This window comes from Microcoleus sp. N9_B4 (assembly GCF_036701635.1).
GTDB lineage: Bacteria > Cyanobacteriota > Cyanobacteriia > Cyanobacteriales > Microcoleaceae > Microcoleus.
Map to the genome: position 1 here is coordinate 14,042 of NZ_JAUBRC010000013.1, position 16,986 is coordinate 31,027.

General features: G+C 46.9%; 15 protein-coding genes. 8 read left to right on the forward strand and 7 right to left on the reverse strand.

Translation table 11 applies throughout. The features are described from left to right. Positions 1 to 223: 223 nt before the first annotated feature. Together tsf and rpsB are read right to left on the reverse strand one after the other, a co-directional pair. Positions 224 to 883: a translation elongation factor Ts gene (tsf, locus tag QUA43_RS11020; protein WP_333081940.1), complete on the reverse strand. Its 660-nt coding sequence runs from the start codon at positions 881 to 883 to the stop codon at positions 224 to 226. 436 nt (positions 884 to 1,319) lie between these two features. After that, the gene (rpsB, locus tag QUA43_RS11025; RefSeq protein ID WP_333035195.1) at positions 1,320 to 2,150 is read right to left on the reverse strand and encodes a 30S ribosomal protein S2; all 831 of its coding nucleotides are present in this window, start codon (positions 2,148 to 2,150) and stop codon (positions 1,320 to 1,322) included. Positions 2,151 to 2,586: 436 nt separating this feature from the next. Here rpsB and QUA43_RS11030 point away from each other — a divergent pair, with 436 nt between their 5' ends. From QUA43_RS11030 to QUA43_RS11050, 5 genes are all read left to right on the forward strand, one after another. Further along, positions 2,587 to 4,791: a cation:proton antiporter domain-containing protein gene (locus QUA43_RS11030; RefSeq protein ID WP_333373819.1), complete on the forward strand. Its 2,205-nt coding sequence runs from the start codon at positions 2,587 to 2,589 to the stop codon at positions 4,789 to 4,791. A 147-nt stretch (positions 4,792 to 4,938) separates the two neighbouring features. Further along, positions 4,939 to 5,475, forward strand: a complete 537-nt coding sequence (locus QUA43_RS11035) for a hypothetical protein (RefSeq protein ID WP_333373821.1) — start codon at positions 4,939 to 4,941, stop codon at positions 5,473 to 5,475. Positions 5,476 to 5,660: 185 nt separating this feature from the next. Further along, on the forward strand, positions 5,661 to 5,783 hold the full coding sequence (locus tag QUA43_RS11040; RefSeq protein ID WP_333373822.1) for a hypothetical protein: 123 nt from the start codon (positions 5,661 to 5,663) through the stop codon (positions 5,781 to 5,783). Between the two features lie 105 nt (positions 5,784 to 5,888). Continuing rightward, on the forward strand, positions 5,889 to 6,515 hold the full coding sequence (locus QUA43_RS11045) for a DUF3038 domain-containing protein (protein ID WP_333373823.1): 627 nt from the start codon (positions 5,889 to 5,891) through the stop codon (positions 6,513 to 6,515). A 3-nt stretch (positions 6,516 to 6,518) separates the two neighbouring features. Beyond that, entirely contained in the window at positions 6,519 to 7,691 is a 1,173-nt protein-coding gene (locus tag QUA43_RS11050; RefSeq protein WP_333373824.1) for a DUF4335 domain-containing protein, read from the forward strand. Positions 7,692 to 7,862: 171 nt separating this feature from the next. Here QUA43_RS11050 and QUA43_RS11055 read toward each other — a convergent pair whose 3' ends face one another. Both QUA43_RS11055 and QUA43_RS11060 read right to left on the reverse strand, forming a co-directional pair. Beyond that, complete coding sequence (locus QUA43_RS11055) at positions 7,863 to 9,941, reverse strand: abortive infection protein (RefSeq protein WP_333373826.1); 2,079 nt, start codon at positions 9,939 to 9,941, stop codon at positions 7,863 to 7,865. A 5-nt stretch (positions 9,942 to 9,946) separates the two neighbouring features. Next, complete coding sequence (locus QUA43_RS11060) at positions 9,947 to 10,618, reverse strand: hypothetical protein (RefSeq protein WP_333373827.1); 672 nt, start codon at positions 10,616 to 10,618, stop codon at positions 9,947 to 9,949. Between the two features lie 392 nt (positions 10,619 to 11,010). On the opposite strand from QUA43_RS11060, the gene QUA43_RS11065 reads away from it, so the two are divergent. After that, on the forward strand, positions 11,011 to 11,946 hold the full coding sequence (locus tag QUA43_RS11065) for an OmpA family protein (protein ID WP_333373829.1): 936 nt from the start codon (positions 11,011 to 11,013) through the stop codon (positions 11,944 to 11,946). Positions 11,947 to 12,111: 165 nt separating this feature from the next. On the opposite strand, the gene QUA43_RS11070 is transcribed toward QUA43_RS11065, so the two are convergent. Then, positions 12,112 to 13,224, reverse strand: a complete 1,113-nt coding sequence (locus tag QUA43_RS11070) for an AI-2E family transporter (RefSeq protein ID WP_333373831.1) — start codon at positions 13,222 to 13,224, stop codon at positions 12,112 to 12,114. Between the two features lie 146 nt (positions 13,225 to 13,370). Between QUA43_RS11070 and QUA43_RS11075 the strand changes: the two genes are divergently transcribed. Next, positions 13,371 to 14,327 carry an alpha/beta fold hydrolase gene (locus tag QUA43_RS11075; protein WP_333373832.1) on the forward strand — a complete coding sequence of 319 codons (957 nt, stop codon included), beginning with the start codon at positions 13,371 to 13,373 and terminating at the stop codon, positions 14,325 to 14,327. Positions 14,328 to 14,648: 321 nt separating this feature from the next. On the opposite strand, the gene QUA43_RS11080 is transcribed toward QUA43_RS11075, so the two are convergent. After that, the gene (locus QUA43_RS11080) at positions 14,649 to 14,876 is read right to left on the reverse strand and encodes a hypothetical protein (protein ID WP_333373834.1); all 228 of its coding nucleotides are present in this window, start codon (positions 14,874 to 14,876) and stop codon (positions 14,649 to 14,651) included. A gap of 111 nt (positions 14,877 to 14,987) precedes the next feature. Here QUA43_RS11080 and QUA43_RS11085 point away from each other — a divergent pair, with 111 nt between their 5' ends. After that, entirely contained in the window at positions 14,988 to 15,176 is a 189-nt protein-coding gene (locus QUA43_RS11085) for a DUF433 domain-containing protein (RefSeq protein ID WP_333373835.1), read from the forward strand. A gap of 50 nt (positions 15,177 to 15,226) precedes the next feature. On the opposite strand, the gene cysS is transcribed toward QUA43_RS11085, so the two are convergent. Further along, positions 15,227 to 16,861 (reverse strand): cysteine--tRNA ligase, encoded by a 1,635-nt coding sequence (cysS, locus tag QUA43_RS11090; protein ID WP_333373837.1) that lies wholly within the window; start codon positions 16,859 to 16,861, stop codon positions 15,227 to 15,229. Between the last annotated feature and the right edge of the window lie 125 nt (positions 16,862 to 16,986).

Sequence of the window (16,986 nt, forward strand, 5' to 3'; positions counted from 1 at the left end):
TTGACTGTTCACTGTTCACAGTCAACTCTAATTTACTATTCCGATGCTAACGGATTTGATATTACGCAAGTTTTCAATTTTTATGCTGTCTGTAGTAGTAAGGTTTGCAGTGCCCACCCTACAAATATAGTTTGTCCATAAGTCCTATAAAAATTAAAAATTAAAAATGCAAAAAATCAAGTTTTCACATTTTTAATTTTTAATTCTAAATCTTAATTGGGGATTATTGAACACCCATTTGGGCTGCCACTTCATCGGCAAAGTTAGCTTCTACCTTTTCAATGCCTTCGCCCAAGACAAAACGCACGAAGCGGCGCACTTGGATATTTTCTCCAATTTGGGCGATCGTTTGTTTCACCAACTCTTCTACCGAGATATTCTGATCTTTAATAAAAGGCTGATCCATCAAAGATAACTCTTTCATGCGCTTCTCAATCCGCCCTAGAACAATCTTTTCTTTGATGTTTTCCGGCTTGTTGCCCAAGTCATCTTTGCCCATTTCAATTGCCTTTTCTCTTTCGACAACTTCGGCCGGGATATCTTCAACTTTCACGTATTCCACATTCGGGCAAGCTGCAATTTGCATCGCAATATCCCGCACCAACTTTTGGAATTCTTCGCGACGTGCCACAAAATCTGTTTCGCAGTTAACTTCCACCAGCACTCCCACGCGGCCGCCCGTGTGAATGTAGCTGCCTACAAGCCCTTCTGAGGCAACTCGTCCACCTTTTTTACCTGCCGAAGCCAGACCTTTTTTCCGCAGCCACTCAATGGATGTTTCCATATTGCCTTCGTTTTCAACGAGGGCTTTTTTGCAGTCCATCATGCCCGCGCCAGTTTTTTCGCGCAGTTCTTTAACAAGTTTTGCAGATATGTCCGCCATCTTCTTTAAGTTCCCAATCAAAATTAGTTATTAGTCATTAGTCATCAGTCATTAGTCATCAGTCATTAGTCATCAGTCATTAGTCACTAATTTTAATGTTAATGATTAGACCAAAGTGAAGAAATACCCCGTCGATATTAGTACCGACTTTGTAGGTGTAGCGCCAGAATTAATTCTGGCCCTGGCACAATGAATGCTTTTGCCAGAGCTCTACTAATGACTTAGACTCGTGCTAAGCAGTCGCGCATTTAAATTGTATATTCAGGGCGGGCGGGACGCCCAACCAACAAGACTTTAATCTTTTTTGACATACAATTTAAATGCAGACCAGCTTATGTACAATTAAAAATTAAAAATATCCAACTAAAAATAATAATTATTTTTAATTTTCAATCTTTAATTTTTAATTTTCTGGTGTCAGATTCCGAGGGCAATACTAGCTCTCGGTTTCTTCGCCCTCGGCCTCAGCGGCGTCGTCGGGATCTACATAATCGGGGTCATCCAATTCTTCGATTTCGACATCATATTCAGCGCCTTCATAGCCACCTTCGTAGTCGTAGTCTTCCTCAGAGTCGCCGCCCTGCTGACCGTGACGACCTTCGTAGATGGCATCAGCCAACTTGCCGACAATCAGCTTGATCGATCGAATAGCATCGTCATTCGCTGGAATCGCAATGTCAACCAAATCCGGGTCGCAGTTGGTATCCAACAGAGAGACGATCGGAATTCCCAACTTTTGGCATTCCAACACCGCATTATACTCGCGGCGTTGGTCTACCAGCACCACTCCGTCGGGAATCTTCCGCATAGATTTAATCCCGCCCAGATATTTCTGGAGTTTTGCCATTTCTCGGCGCAGCACCGAAGCTTCTTTTTTCGGCAACAAATCGAGGGCGCCGATTTCCTCGCGGCGCTCCAAATCCTTGAGGCGCTCCACGCGGGACTTAATCGTCGTCCAGTTTGTGAGCATTCCCCCCAGCCAGCGCTGGTTGACGTAATAAGCACCGCAGCGTTGAGCTTCTTGGGCTACAATCCCCGCAGCTTGGCGCTTTGTACCCACGAACAAAAACTTTTTGCCTTTTTCTGAGGCAACTCTCATGTACTCGTAGGCGTCTTCCATAAGCTGAGCGGTTTGCACGAGGTCGATGATGTGAACCCCGTTGCGCTCTGTAAAAATGTATGGAGACATTTTTGGGTTCCACCGGCGGGTTTGGTGTCCGAAGTGAACCCCTGACTCTAACATTTGAGCCAAACTGACTACTGGCATTGTATTTTTAACTCCTAATTCGGGTTAATCCTCCACCCGGTCGTATTTCTGAAGGTTTGCGCCCTAGAAACACCCGAAAACCCGGATGTGCGAATTTAAACAACTTTTCTAGTTTATCACAGCGCGCGCTACTTTTGCTGACAATCTGATATCCGTAGGGTTGGCTTCTCACCTCCTGGTGAGATTTACGGCGCGGGTTGGGTGCGGGGTACGCACGCTGCGGTTAAAGTTACTTGCAAGGGCTTCTTAAAAACAAAAAATCCAGGTACTAAGGTTGCCAAAGCCTTTGTTCGCTTGTGAGACAATGGCGTTGTTGGTGCGCCTCTTGTGCCTTTTACCTTCGATCGAGCTGGTATCCATTTTTTTCGATCGGCAATTCAGTCAGCTTTAGTACACTGCCCTCTCGATCCGCAAAAATCCCAAAGCTAAAAACGTCATGCCCATACCCATTCTCGTTCTGCTTGAAGTTCTAATTGTCATCGCACTTTCGAGACTTGTAGGTTTAGGATTTCGAGCGATCAAACAACCTCAAGTCATTGGAGAAATTGTCGCAGGAATTATGCTTGGGCCTTCTCTATTTGGCTTAGTTGCACCAGATTTAGCAACAGCACTTTTTCCAGCCGAAGCCGTTCCCTTCCTCAACGTATTGTCTGAGGTGGGGCTGATCTTTTTCATGTTCTTGATTGGTTTGGAACTGAATCCCAAGTACCTCAAAAGCAATTTAGATATAGCGATTTTAACTTCCCACGTCAGCATTCTAGTGCCGTTTTCCCTGGGAAGCATCCTAGCACTGCTGCTGTATCCTATCGTTTCAAATAATAGCGTTTCGTTTACCGCCTTTGCGTTTTTTTTGGGCGCTGCGATGTCAATTACGGCCTTTCCGGTGCTGGCAAGAATTATTACAGAACACAACTTGCAGAATACAAAATTGGGGACGCTGGCCTTGACTTGCGCTGCGGTAGATGACGTAACGGCGTGGTGTTTGTTGGCGGTGGCGATCGCAGTTACTCGTACTAATTCGATGATCGGTGCTTTGCCGACAATTATTGAATCTTTAATTTACATCGGTTTCATGCTGACTGTAGTTCGCTGGTTCTTGCAGCGGCTTTCCAAACACTACAACCGCACTGGCAGATTAACACAGTTAGTGCTGTCGGGAATTTACATGGGAGTTTTAGCTTCTGCTTTAATTACTGAATTGATCGGCATTCATTTAATTTTTGGTGCATTTTTGCTGGGTGCTGCTATGCCTAAAAATGCGGCATTAACCAGAGAATTAGCCGAAAAAACCGAAGACTTTGTACTAATATTTCTGCTGCCAATATTTTTTGCTTATAGCGGCTTGCGGACTCAAATCGGCTTGCTCAACAGCCCCGAATTGTGGCTGCTGTGCGCCGCAGTTTTGGGAGTGGCCATTGTCGGCAAGTACGTCGGGACTTACGTTGCAGCCAGAGTCTGTGGCATCAGCAACCGCGAAGCTTCAGCCCTGGGATGGCTGATGAATACTCGCGGTTTGACTGAACTAATTGTGCTGAATATAGGTCTTTCTTTGGGCGTAGTTTCGCCGCTGCTATTTACGATGTTAGTCATCATGGCTTTAGTAACAACTTTTATGACTTCGCCACTGTTGGAGTGGACTTATCCAAAACGGTTAATTCGGTTAGATATTTCAGAAGTTAACTCTGATGATTCAGAATTAGAAGATTCACAAATGGCTGACAGCAGCGAAGAAACTGCTAACAAATTGCTGCCCACTTATCGAATTTTAGTACCTGTTGCCAATCCCAGCACGCAGAAAGGTTTACTGCGGCTAGCGGTAGCGCTGGCGCAGCCGGCTGCTGGTATGGGTGGTGAGGATTTACAGTCGGCGGCGGTTCATCCTCTGAGTTTGATAGAATTCAATGATGACTATGCCTTTGAAAGTACGCCTGCGGAAGCCGATCGCATTATTCAAGAGCGCCGCTCGAAATTATCAGAATTGATTGAGAGTTTGGAACTGCCGGAGGCACAAAAATTGGTACATCCCATCATTCGGGTTACTAATGATGTAGCCCGAGAAACAGCCCAAATTGCGGAAATAGATCGGGCGGATTTGATTTTAGTAGGATGGCACAGACCTACTTTTAGCAGCAACCGTTTGGGAGGACGTGTCGGCCAAATTCTCAGCAACGCTAAGGTGGATGTAGCAATTTTTGTTGACAGAGGCCGGGAAAGGTTGAATAACTTGTTAGTACCTTACGCGGCAAACATTCACGATGATTTGGGTTTAGAATTGGCGCTGAGACTGTTAGTTAATAGCGAGGAACGCCGTTTGACGGTGCTGCGGGTGGCGGTTAATGGGGAAGCTGAAAACGAGCTGAGTTATGAGTTTCAGCGAGTGATGGATCAGTTACCGGTTGAGGTACGATCGCGAATTGAAACTCCGATTGTGGAGGCTGCTGAGCCAATTCAAGCAGTGGTGGCGGCTTCTGCTAATGCTGATTTGACTATTGCGGGTACGAGTCGGGAGTGGGGAATTGAGCGCCAAACTTTGGGACAGTATACTGATGAATTGGCTGTGCAGTGTCATTCTTCGCTACTGATTGCGCGGTGTTACGTTAAAGTGCGATCGCACTTGGCATCGGTACTTCCTCAAAGGTAGTCGGTTGACTGTTGACTGTTGGTTATTGGTTATTGGTTATTGGTTATTGGTTATTGGTTATTGGTTATTTGTGAATTAGTACCAATGCCCAATGCCCAATGCCCAATGCCCAATGCCCAATGCCCAATGCCCAATGCCCAATGCCCAATGCCCAATGCCCAATTATTAATTACCAAGATTATGAATCATTTAAGCCTCAAATCGCTGGCATTTTACGGAATTGCGATCGGCTCAGTTTCGCTGCTGTTTAAAGTAGTAACTGCTTACGGCGAAGCAAATTTAAAGGCGGCCCCGGCAATTGCGGGAACTTATCGCTTCGATCCTAAAAGTTTGCCCGAATGTCTGAATTCTGATGTTTTGGTATTGACAATCGAGCAATCGGGTGTTTATTTGAGCGGTAATTTGCGATCGGGCAGCAGGGAGGGCAGGGAAAAAACAGCCCAAGAGAAACCTTCTCTATTGGGTAAGTGGGAAACTCAAGGATTGAACTTGTCGGGTGCGGTTCCTAATTTAGCTGGTTGCAGCGACTCCACAGCAACCGGTCAAAACAGTTCTGTTAAAATGCGCGGAATTGTGGAGCAAGAAAGCCTCAAGGGAAAAATTAGTCTAACTGATAAGGCGGCGTCTACTGATTTTACGGCTCAAAGAGAAGCGGCGGTGCAACCCCAGAAGCAGGAACATTGATTGAGCCCAATAGAGAATAAGAAATGGGAAATGGGTAATTCTTTGTCGCTTTCCGACCGAAAGCATCCAGGATACAAGCCCCCGGATTCATCCGTCCAGAAATAAAAAACCTGTATCCGATAAAGGAGTCCCCGAATTGCTCCGTGGGGTCAATCTAAAATCTAAAATCTAAAATCTAAAATCGATTGACTCTTCCCTTCACCCCTGATGAAGCAAAGAATCACAAAGCGGCGGTGGGGGTGGGGGAGTGGGCGATCGAACTCCGGCCGCCGGAGCTCGCCTGTGACGGTCGGTTGCTGCTAAATTAGAAAATATACCTAAAAGTCAATGATAAAAATAAAGTATCCCAGAGAAGTTCTTGGTTGAGAATTTGTCTTGCTCAAGACCCCCCGTGCCCGTATAGTTTGTTTGGAATGGATGTTGCCGTGATATTAATGCCGTCAGAAACTTCGCTTACCCAGTCAAACCCGTTAATTTTAGACAGTTTGCCAGACTTGTCGCCCTCCGATGGGGGATGTCCCCGCCGGGCCAGATTGCAAATTGACTTGATGTTGCTGGCGATCGAAGCCTTGTATCTCGGAGGTGCCGAAGAAATGCTGGCAGTGTCAAAGGACCTGGAATTGGAATCAATTATCAAAAATCGGGTTGCCCTTTGGCTGATGCGTAATACTAACCCGCTGAGACGCTATACCCAGCGCCGCTCCCTGACTATTGTGGAGGCAAAAGCGCTGGTGGCGATCGCCTGTAATATGGCGCGTAAGTTAACCGCGACAATTCGGCAGTTGCTGCTAGACTCGCAGCAGTTGCGATCGAAAAATATCCCCCTCAACCAGCACTTGCCACTGGCCGAGTATTTAGAACGCTTTCGAGCTCACTTTCGATCGCGCATGAACCCCAAGCGATCGCTAGTTGCAGCTTACGATTCCGACGACAAGCTCAACGAACTAGCTTTGAACTTGTTGAGCAAACTGCTATTTTGTACAGGCACAGCCGGAATGCAGCGCTTCTGGGTTAGCCTGTTTGATGGAGAAGTTGAATAAAAAATGACTATTAGGCGTCAGTACAGTCTGCCAAATTGCACCCTAGTTCTAGAAGGGTTGAGCGATGGATCGGCAGCCAGCCAGTTAGATCTACGGCCGGTGCTTTCCATATTAATGAGCGCTGAATGCTATGTTACAGGTCTTGGCGAGCCCCTAAGCGGGGGACGGGAGTTTTTTGAAAGCTTGGTGAGGGCCGTCAGCAGCTACGCTCAAGAATTTATGAGCGGAGTGCATTATCCCGATCGCTACGGCCCGAATGTGGGTATGGTGCAGTTACACAGAATTGATGGGAACGTGCATCGGTTGACCGTTCTACCCGCCTCCACAGGCAGCGCCACCCAAATCGATCAAAAAACAGAACTGTCGGCAAAAGTAGATTTGACGACGGTACAGCTATTTGACTTGGTAGAGGCGATCGATCAGTTTTTTGCCGACACGCAGACACTGCCGGAATTGTCGCTGCAATTAACCCCAATTTCCAGGCGTTATATCAAGTCGGCCGAACCTTTGGCGAAGCGGACTTTACCTGCTGTCGTGGGAGTGTCGAGTTTGGCTTTGGCTGCGATGGCATTTTTCTTGGTGCCGGTGCCGGAAGTCCAGCGCCCGAGAGATCCGGTGCCGCAGCCCAATTCAGCGGGCCAGAATCAGGGGACGCCGAATCCGGGCGGATCGGGTTCGCCTAATCCCAATCCCACGCCCCCTGCTGACGGTTTGCTGCCTGGGACTCAAACTCCGAACGCTGAATCGCTTTCGCCGACTCCGATCCCCGCGCCGCAGCCGGACGCTTCACCTAGCGCCACACCGCAGTCGAGCACTTCGCCGGAAAGCACGCCCAGTCCTGTTGCTGAAGGTTTGGCAAGCCCAGATGTGGCAGCCGTGCCAATTACCGATCCAGGGCAAATTGAGGTGTTGAGGGGCAAACTTTCCCAGCAAATTGACGGAGTTGTAAAGAATCAGCCTCCGGTTGATGCGGAGTTGGTTTATCGGGTGAGTGTGGCCCCAGACGGGGCGATTGTCGGTTACAAGTCGGAGAATTCGGCAGCAGTCGATCGATCCGAAACACCATTGTCGGAGTTGCTTTACAAACCGATTGGCACCAGGCTACCTGCGGAACCGCTGGCTGATTTCCGCGTAGTTTTGGCACCGGGTGGCAGTGTTGTAGTCACTCCTTGGTAATGGTTGATTGTTGACTGTTAACTGTTGACTGTTGACTGTTAACGGTTGACGGTTGACTGTTGACTGATACCAAATCCGGCTTTAATACCCCCTCAATCTCTTAGTCTGCGGAGGCAGGCTTGGTTTTTCTAGTAGCGATTTCAATCGCCGAATCATCTACAAACCAATTCCTCAAAAGCCTGTAGGTGCGATCGGCTCAATGTCTGGGTCAAATCCTCCGACTTGATTGGTGCGAATTATCCACAAAAATGCTCCTTGTTTTAATAAAACTTTCGCGATTTCATCTTGGGTGCGCCTGGGCAACATTGTTCGGTAACTAATAGCAGCTTTTATCATGTTTACTATACCAACAAAAAAGGTTTTTTTCAGTTCAGAATCAATCCCCACTAATCTCGAATTTCTGCGCCAATCTGGACGAACAATGCCGAGGGGGATTAATACTTTTTCTAAACTCTCTCCTAAAGCTACTAACTGGTGAAACCTTTCGGTTTGTGCGTCGGTGGGATGTGTTTTCAACCAGTCTTGAATCTGAGGATTTGACTCTATTTCGGAAGTGATTTTTTTAATTGTCGCGTAAATTGTCTGACTTGAATCTTGGACGCAAGAAGTTGCTGGGGTGACTAAACTAGCGCCGGTGCCGTCTCCGCTGCGGTAGCGGGCCATCATGATATCTAGTTGCTGGTTTAATTCGGTTAAAGGCGACAAGGTGATGCCACCAAAATCGTAGTCGCAACAAACGCAGTCTAATTTACAGATGATATCGCAAACCGGGCGATCGCCCAACCAGCCGCGTTGCAAGTCTCCCATGTAGCTTTGCCATTTGCTGGAACCGGCAACAATTCCGTCGGGATTGTGGGCGTAAACTTGTTTGTATTCTATGTCAAAACGCAGTTCGCTGGTAAAGCGATCGCGCACTACTTTTGCTACTCCGAAAGCAAAATGTCCAGTGACAATTCCCAGCGGTGGCCGTTCGCCTTTTTTGCCACCGATACCCCCGAAACTGTGAATCACTATCCCGATATCTCCTTCTTGCCAAGGAGAGATTGAAGCGTTTTCTGTAGCATCATTTGGGGTTAACAATACTATTTTTGCTTGCCCTTTTTGTGCTGGTGTATTTTCCCAATTTTGGCTGCTTAAATAAGCGAGAGATTTTTTTAGTCCGAAATGTGTTTCATCTGGTGTTAATTGGGCAATTTTGCGGGGTTCGATTGCCTGCACTACAAATATACTGTCTTCGTCTCTTTCGCCGTAAATATACCACCCGTCGGGATTTAATGGCGATTGTTCGATCAGGTAATTGGTAGACCTCGCTACGCCATGTTTGTCTGGCTGTACTTGCGGAATCCGAATAATTTCGGCTGCGCCGTCAAATTGTCGAGATGTTTTGTTGAAATGCCGGACAATAAATTTGTCGCTGTCGGGTTCTTTTCGCTGTAAAATTGAGACTAAGGCGCACAAACGTCCGATAATTTGTACGGGTTCGCGATCGATCGTGAGTTCATGGCGATCGCTGCTGCTATAATTAATCGCAATCACGGGCCTGCGTAGCATCACAGTCACGCTGTCTTCGAGTCTGCTGCCTGCTAGAGTTTCTAAAGGGCCGACATTTCGCCAGCCGTTCAATCTATCTGGATGGATGTTGCCAGATTTTTGACTTTTTTTAGTTTCTTGTGTGAAGTTTATATCTTGACTGACTGCGTGGACAAAAAATTGTACTTCGCGATTTGTACTCCATTTCAAAAATGCTGTTTTGCCAATAAAGTTTTGATGTTTTTTGGGGGCATTGATTATTTCAAAAAACACTGTGCCGTAGGGCTGGCGCTGTTCGTTTGAGGGCAAAATTAAGCGCCCGTGCCAAAGGGCGATCGGCTTGTAGAGATAGGCAACTGCTGCTGAATTTTCGCAGATTATCTCCGGTTGAATCGCTCTTGAAATATCGCTTTTACCTCCAAAAATAGTGGCAGTTAAATTGCCGTCACTTTCTACGAATCGGGGCTCTAAAAAAACTTTTTCATGTTCGGAAATATTAACCGTTGAATTGCCAGTCTTTATTTTAAACGAGCGTCTAACAAAATGGCGACTCCCATCCAATTTCGCCTGCAACCAATTAAGAAAAATGCGAATAAAAATAAATGCTGTTAAACCAAAAACAACAGCTAAAATAATCAGCCCCAGGGTCAAAATGAATTGGTTGAAAGACTGACCTGACACTAAAAAAATTGTTAGCCCGATTAAAGAAAATGTCGCCATAATATCTAAAAACGAGTTTTAGGTTCGATCCAGTCTGTGCTGGCTTGACTGCCGAAAACTAGAGGTTTGTCCTCGGTGACTGCTACCGTTTGCCCTGTCATATCCACTGCACAAAGAGGCCAAGATCGATCGCCCAAATTGCCGGCGCGGAACAGAACTTTTCCGGGACAAACTTGGCTCCAACCCAACAATACAGCATGAGTGTAAAGACTGCGAGCGGGAGCAATGGTATAAGTGTAGTTATCATTTTTGTCCCAAATGACACCGTAGTCGGACATATCGGAAGAGTTGAAAAGTGCTTCAAATTCGCGGGCGAGAATGCGGGAACCGTCTTGATTCCAAGAAACAGGCACTAAAATGGCGATCGTCCCGGACATATCTGTATCATCGCTACCATACATCCCACTTTCCGCCAGTGGCGAAGCAGCCGCCACTGTTTGCAGTTCCCCGGTTTTGAGATTTTCCACAAACATGACGCTGCTAACCCGACACCGGGAGAATTCCGGCTGCACTTGCAACTCAATTCGACTGTAAGCTGCGTATTGGCCGTTAGTTGATACGAGGGATGGACTGCGATAGTAGCGGAGGCCTGTGCCGGCAGTGGAGCTCACTTTAGCATGAGTGGCACTAATCCATTCCCAAGGAACGGGATAAGGGCTATTTAAAGGGTCAGTCATCGGTTTTTTTTCCCAAAAGTTCTACTGATATCGTTTCCGGTTGCATCGGAATCATCAAATCGAGTCAACAGTTAACACTCAACCATTCAGTTTTTCGACCCCTCCTTCAACAGTCAACAGTCAACAGTCAACAGTCAAGCGTCAACTATTCCAGAGGACTGCAACCGGAATTGATATGAATTATCCAACAGATTCAGGCTGGCACGCAACAAACTAGAAACCCGGTTTCTGCCTCGATGCTTCGCCACTAAACCCCAGATTTATAGAAACCGGGTTTCTTTTTTAGATTTTAGATAGGAGGCCAAATCTCAAATCTCAAATCTCAAATTTCAAATCGGATAGGTAAGATAGTATCGAAATTAATCTGGTATGTACACGGAGAGGGATGAAATATGACGCGATCTTTTAACCAAAAACCTTCAATCCCCCCCACTCGCGTCTCCAAGTCGCGGGGAAAAGGTTTGCTTGTACTGTCGCTGATTTTTCGACTGCTGCTGCTGGGGGTGGGTAGCGGTTTTGCGTGGGTTCTGGGGATGGCGATCGCTCAAATTTATCCGTCAGGCGCGACGGAGATGCCGCTGGCAGAGAGATTGCTGCGTGTAACTCAAAATTTGACCTCCAGCCCGAAACGCGCCCCAGCAACGCCAATTCCGGCGCTTCCGCCACCAACCGCTACACCGACTCCCCAGTCAACAGTCAGTCCTGCCCAGAGAGAGAAATTGCAGTCGGATTTGAGACAGTTGCAGGGCGAACTCAACGCGCTGATTGGTCGCACGGCAGCTTTGGAGAGTCAGTTGGGCAGCAGCCGCCCGACGGAAACTTTGGAAAAGCGTTTGCAGTTGATGTCGCGGGAATTGGCGTCGCCGGAAACGGCGACAACTCTTGCCCCTGCTTTACCGGCGATCGGCAGCAGCCCGAGTCTGAACCCTGAAACGGTGAATACTGCCCCACAGAATGCCAATAATCCGGTGTTTGGGGGGGATGGGCTGATGGTGACTCTGCCCAGCGATGTTTTGTTTGATACTGGCAGCATTTCTTTGCGCGCGGGAACAAGTGCGATTTTGGACAATTTGGTGGCGGAGTTGGGGAATCACGAGGGTGCGACGGTGCGGGTTGCGGGCCACACTGACGACGCGGGGGAAGCGGCGGATAATCGCAATGTGTCGTTTGCGCGGGCTCAGGCTGTGGTGCAGTATTTGTCTGGTGTGCTCGGTCAGAAGTATCATTGGGTGGCGATCGGCTATGGGGAAAGTCGCCCTTCGGTGGATAATAGTTCCGATACTAATCGGCAGCGCAACCGTCGCATTGAAGTGGCAATTAATCCTTAGTCAGCGGACTTGTTGATACTAGATTTATTGCATGAATCTTTGATTGATAGTCAACCGCAGATGTAAGGCAGATAAACACGGATAAACGCAGATAATTTCCACAGAGGTGAGCGAATGCTTGCAATTAAAGTCTACTGTGTTGAATTCTCAAGGCGTAAGCTGCTGTCACGTTGAAGGTGTTAGAGGTGGCAAGTCAGAATTATTTTTAGCCTGATCTATTGCCTCTCGATGTTCGCTCCTAAGTTTGGGTTTTAAATACAAGTTTTCAATCAAAGCTGCTACTCCCGCAAACCAAGGTGGCACAATTACTGCCCCAATAATTCCCAATACTTGAACGCCTCCCAATACAGACAGCAATTGATACAAAGGATGCACACCAACCGATGAACCAACCAGCAAAGGATCGAGGACGTAAGTTTCTAAATTCTGGATGATTACAAATAACAGTAATACCCACAAAAGTACCCAGCCACCTTTAGCTAAGGCTACGATTAATGCTGGTACTGCTCCCAACACGGGGCCGATGAAGGGAATCAAGTTGGTAACACCTGCGATCGCACCCAAGCCTAAAGCAAATTCCGGCATTCCCAAAATGCTCAAACCTGTGGTAATAAATATCCCTAAAATACCCGAAACTAATACTCGCCCGCGAATATAGCTTCCCATTCTTTCACCAATTGGCGCTACTTGTGCGGCTAATCTTGCGTCCCAAGGTTTTGGGAAAAACTGCACCAAACTTTTGATTAATGTGTCGCTGTCGGCAACCATGTAACCGGAAATAAATAATGCTAAAACCAGGCTGAAGAAACCACCGAGAATGCCTCTAGTTAAACTGTACGATCGCAAAACCAGTTGTTGGCTCGATCGAATCAGCCAATTAGTCAGCGATTGAGTGTCCACCAACTGACCTACTAAGGCAGGGGCATCGTCGGTTAGGCGACTCAATACATTAGTTGCTAAGGTTTCCAGGCTTTCGACATAAACTGGTAACTGTCGCAGCAGTAACTCTATTTGTTCGATTACTGTCGGCCCGATTAACACTACCGTCCCGCTAAATCCGCCGATGAGAGTTAAATAAACCATAATCACCGCCAGCCAGCGGGGAACCCGCATCGTTTGGGCCCAATTAACGATCGGGACGATCGAAGCAGCCAGCACGACTGATATCATTAGAATTACTAGCAGGCTCCGCAATTGCCACAGCAGCACTAGGAGCAAGGACGATGCTACAATTAGCAGCAAGTTAGGTAAAGAAATAGTTATCCGCTGTTCTGACATGATTAAGTAATCAAGGTTTGTATTCGCGCTTATGTCATCCCGCAGGGCGGGTTTATTTATATTTTCATTTACCAAATATATGTCGGGTAAAACCCGCACCTACTCATATTATAATAAAAAGTAACATCGGTTCAAAAAAAAATAAGATGCAACCCCCATATTCAACCCAAGATTTCTCCACCCTTTCGTCTATAAAATCACCAACGCTCTTTTACGAATGGCAAAATTATCGCTGTGCTTATGAAGTTTATAAACCAACTACTGCGACAGAAGATAGCATCCCTTTGTTGTTAATTCATCCGATAGGAGTTGGTTTGTCAAGAATCTTTTGGCATAGATTTTGTGATAGTTGGTACAAAGCAGGGAACAGTAATCCGATTTATAATCCCGACCTTTTGGGCTGCGGCGATTGCGAAATGCCGGCTGTGGCTTGCTACCCAGACGATTGGGCCGCACAGTTGCAGTATTTCTTGGAAACCGTAGTCAAAAAACCTGCGATCGTCCTCGTGCAAGGTGCTTTACTATGTGTAGGCTTGGCTTTAGCAAAAATGCAGCAGGAAAGCGGCTCAAATTTAATTCGCGGCTTAGTCCTCGCAGGGCCTCCAGCTTGGGCGGTAATGAACAAACATTCGACAGAAAGACAGCAAAGAATTGTCTGGAATTTGTTAGATTCTCCCTTGGGAAACGCTTTTTATCGCTACGCCAGACGCGGTGAGTTTTTGCGTTCTTTTTCTGTGAAACAACTGTTTGGCGATGCGGCACAAGTTGACAGCGAATGGTTGGATGCTTTGCAGGCTGGGGCGGCGAATCCTGACAGCCGTCACGCGGTTTTCTCGTTTTTAGCGGGGTTTTGGCGCCAGGATTATAGCGGTACGATTCAAAAGTTCGATCGACCTGCACTCATTGTGATGGGAGAAAAAGCCTCCAGCATCAGTCAAGAGGGTAAGGAAGAGAAACCGGATGAAAGATTGGCGCAATATTTAGCTTATTTTCCCAATGCGGAAGGTTTATTAATGCCGGGGCGGAATGTTTTGCCCTATGAATCCACTGCAGAATTTGTCGCGGCTGTTGCGGAGTTTGTGGATAAGTTAAATAAAAATTAAATCTATTTGTGGAGTTATTATCTAATAATAACTGACACAGTTAATAGACCTCATCATGTGTCCCGATGTCGAGTAAAACAATGACTTCACTATTTGTTTCCGTATCCTCTTCAATCGAGAACACAATCCGACAATTATAGCCGCAAGAGCAGGACTGAAGACCATCAAGTTTGCCACCTAGTTTATGAGTACCTAGGTTGGGAAAAAAGACATCTACTTCCATTTGTTGAAGAGATTCTTCAATACGTTGCTGGAGGTCAGGATTTCGTTTGACAAACTTGCGAAATGCTCGTTTGAATTTGGGAGTCAGAACCAGTGGTCTCATGTTTCGGGTTCGTCCAAAGACTGGCGTAATGTTGAAATAACATCGTCGGCTGACTGCTGTCGGAATTTGCCTGTACGGAAATCAGCTAAAGTTTGTTGAGCATCCGCAGCTATTTCGGCGCGGATACTCTCGCGGTGACGATTTTGCAGGATTTTTATCAGCATTTCCTGCTGTTCGTATGACAATTGCAAAGCAGTTTCTAGCACTTGGTCGAGGGTATTCATAGAGCTAGGCTATTACCTCTAAGGTTGAACAACTTGCGAAGTTGAGTAAATTGTATCGCTTATTCCAAGACTAGGCTAAATTAAAAAAAATGTACTAAACTCGGTTTTGTCATGAGCGACAACATCATTACGATCGAACCAGGTAAACGCGGTGGAAAGCCTTGCATCAGGCGAATGCGAATTACCGTGTATGATGTGTTGGGTTGGCTGGCTGCGGGAATGTCTCATACAGAGATTCTAGACGATTTCCCAGAGCTGACGGAGGAAGACATTAGAGCGTGTTTAGAATTCGGCGGTTGAAACCGCTTCTTGTCAAACAAAGTCTGCCTCCGCAGATTATGAATTTAGTTTCAACCCCGATGCCAGATGGTTGTACCATCCTTTTGATCGATCAGAGTAATGCCCCGATCCTTAAGTTCGTTGCGAATGCGATCGCCCTCAGCAAAATCCCTCGCCTTTCGGGCATCTTTCCGCTTCTGAATCATCGCCTCAATCTCGGCATCACTCAAACCGTCAACAGCATCATTGCTATCACTTTCCGGCTGAGCTTCTAAACCCAAAACCCCCGCCAAACTCACCAAAGTTACCCATTTTTGCTGCAACACATCCGGCGAAGTTTCTGTTTTTCCCTGATGCACTAAAATATTGCCTTCCTTGCCCAATTCCTTAGCCAATTCAAACAAAACAGTCAAAGCGCCGGGAGTATTAAAATCATTATCCATAGCTGCTTGAAATTGCTGGACTAATGTGTTATCTTCTCCAGTCAATTTATCAATTTTCTCAACATCCCAACCCAGTTTAGATCCCTGTTGACTGCCAAAAAGTAAGCCTTCCTTAAGAGTGTGCCAGCCATTTCGAGCGCTAGCGATCGCCTCTTCGGTAAAATCTATTTGACTGCGATACTGCGCCATCAACACAAACAGCCTCACCGCCATCGGTTCCACGGCTTTTGACTTCTCGCTTCCTTCATTCTTACTCCCCCCCTTACCAAGGGAGTCTTCATTCTTACTCCCCCCCTTACCAAGGGGGGGCTGGGGGGGGTTAGATTCATTCTTACTCCCCCCCTTACCAAGGAGGGGGGGCTGGGGGGGGTTAGATTCCAAATCACCCGACCAATTCCCATCTAACAAATCGCGAATTGTAATAAAATTGTGCAAAGATTTCGACATCTTTGTGCCGTTGACAGTCACAAAAGCATTGTGCATCCAATAATTAGCAAGCGACTTGCCCGTCGCGGCTTCAGATTGAGCAATTTCATTCTCATGGTGGGGGAAAGTTAAATCGGAACCGCCGCAGTGAATGTCAATAGTTTCGCCCAAGCAATCGCGCACCATAGCCGAACATTCGATGTGCCATCCGGGGCGGCCTTTTCCCCAAGATGAATCCCAAGCGGGTTCTCCCGGTTTAGCGCTTTTCCACAGGGCAAAATCAGAGGAATCTTGCTTTTTTTGAGCTTCTATTTCTGCGGTTTCCAATCTACCGCTAGCCCCGGCCTGCATTTCTTCCAACTTGCGGCCGGAAAGTTTTCCGTAATCGGCAAACTGCCTCACGTTGTAGTAAACGTCGCCGCCGGAAGCATAGGCATAACCTTTATTTTCTAATTCGTGAATCAGCCGTTTTATGCCGTCCATTGTATGGGTGGCCCGGGGATATTCATCGGCCCTGAGAATATTTAGCTTGTCCATATCTGCAAAATATTCATCGATGAAGCGTTCCGCCACGGCTTCCATTGTGGAATTGGTTTCGCGGGCGCGGTTGAGAATTTTGTCGTCAATATCTGTAAAATTCTGCACGTAGCGCACATCGTATCCCCGCCACATCAGATAACGCCGCACCATGTCCCAGACGATGTAAGCGCGGGCGTGGCCGACATGGCAGTAATCGTATACCGTAACGCCGCAGCAATACATCCGCACCTTTCCTGGTTCGAGGGGCTCAAAAGGTGATTCGCGACGGGTCAAGCTGTTGTAAAGCGTTAGGGGCATGGGATTTGAGATTTGAGATTGATGTACTGCTCTAATTTATTATATTGCTGTTGGTGAATCTTTCGGTGTCGCTACCAAATACGAGTTTGCTACCCCCTGTATCACTCGGCGGTTGAAACCGCAAC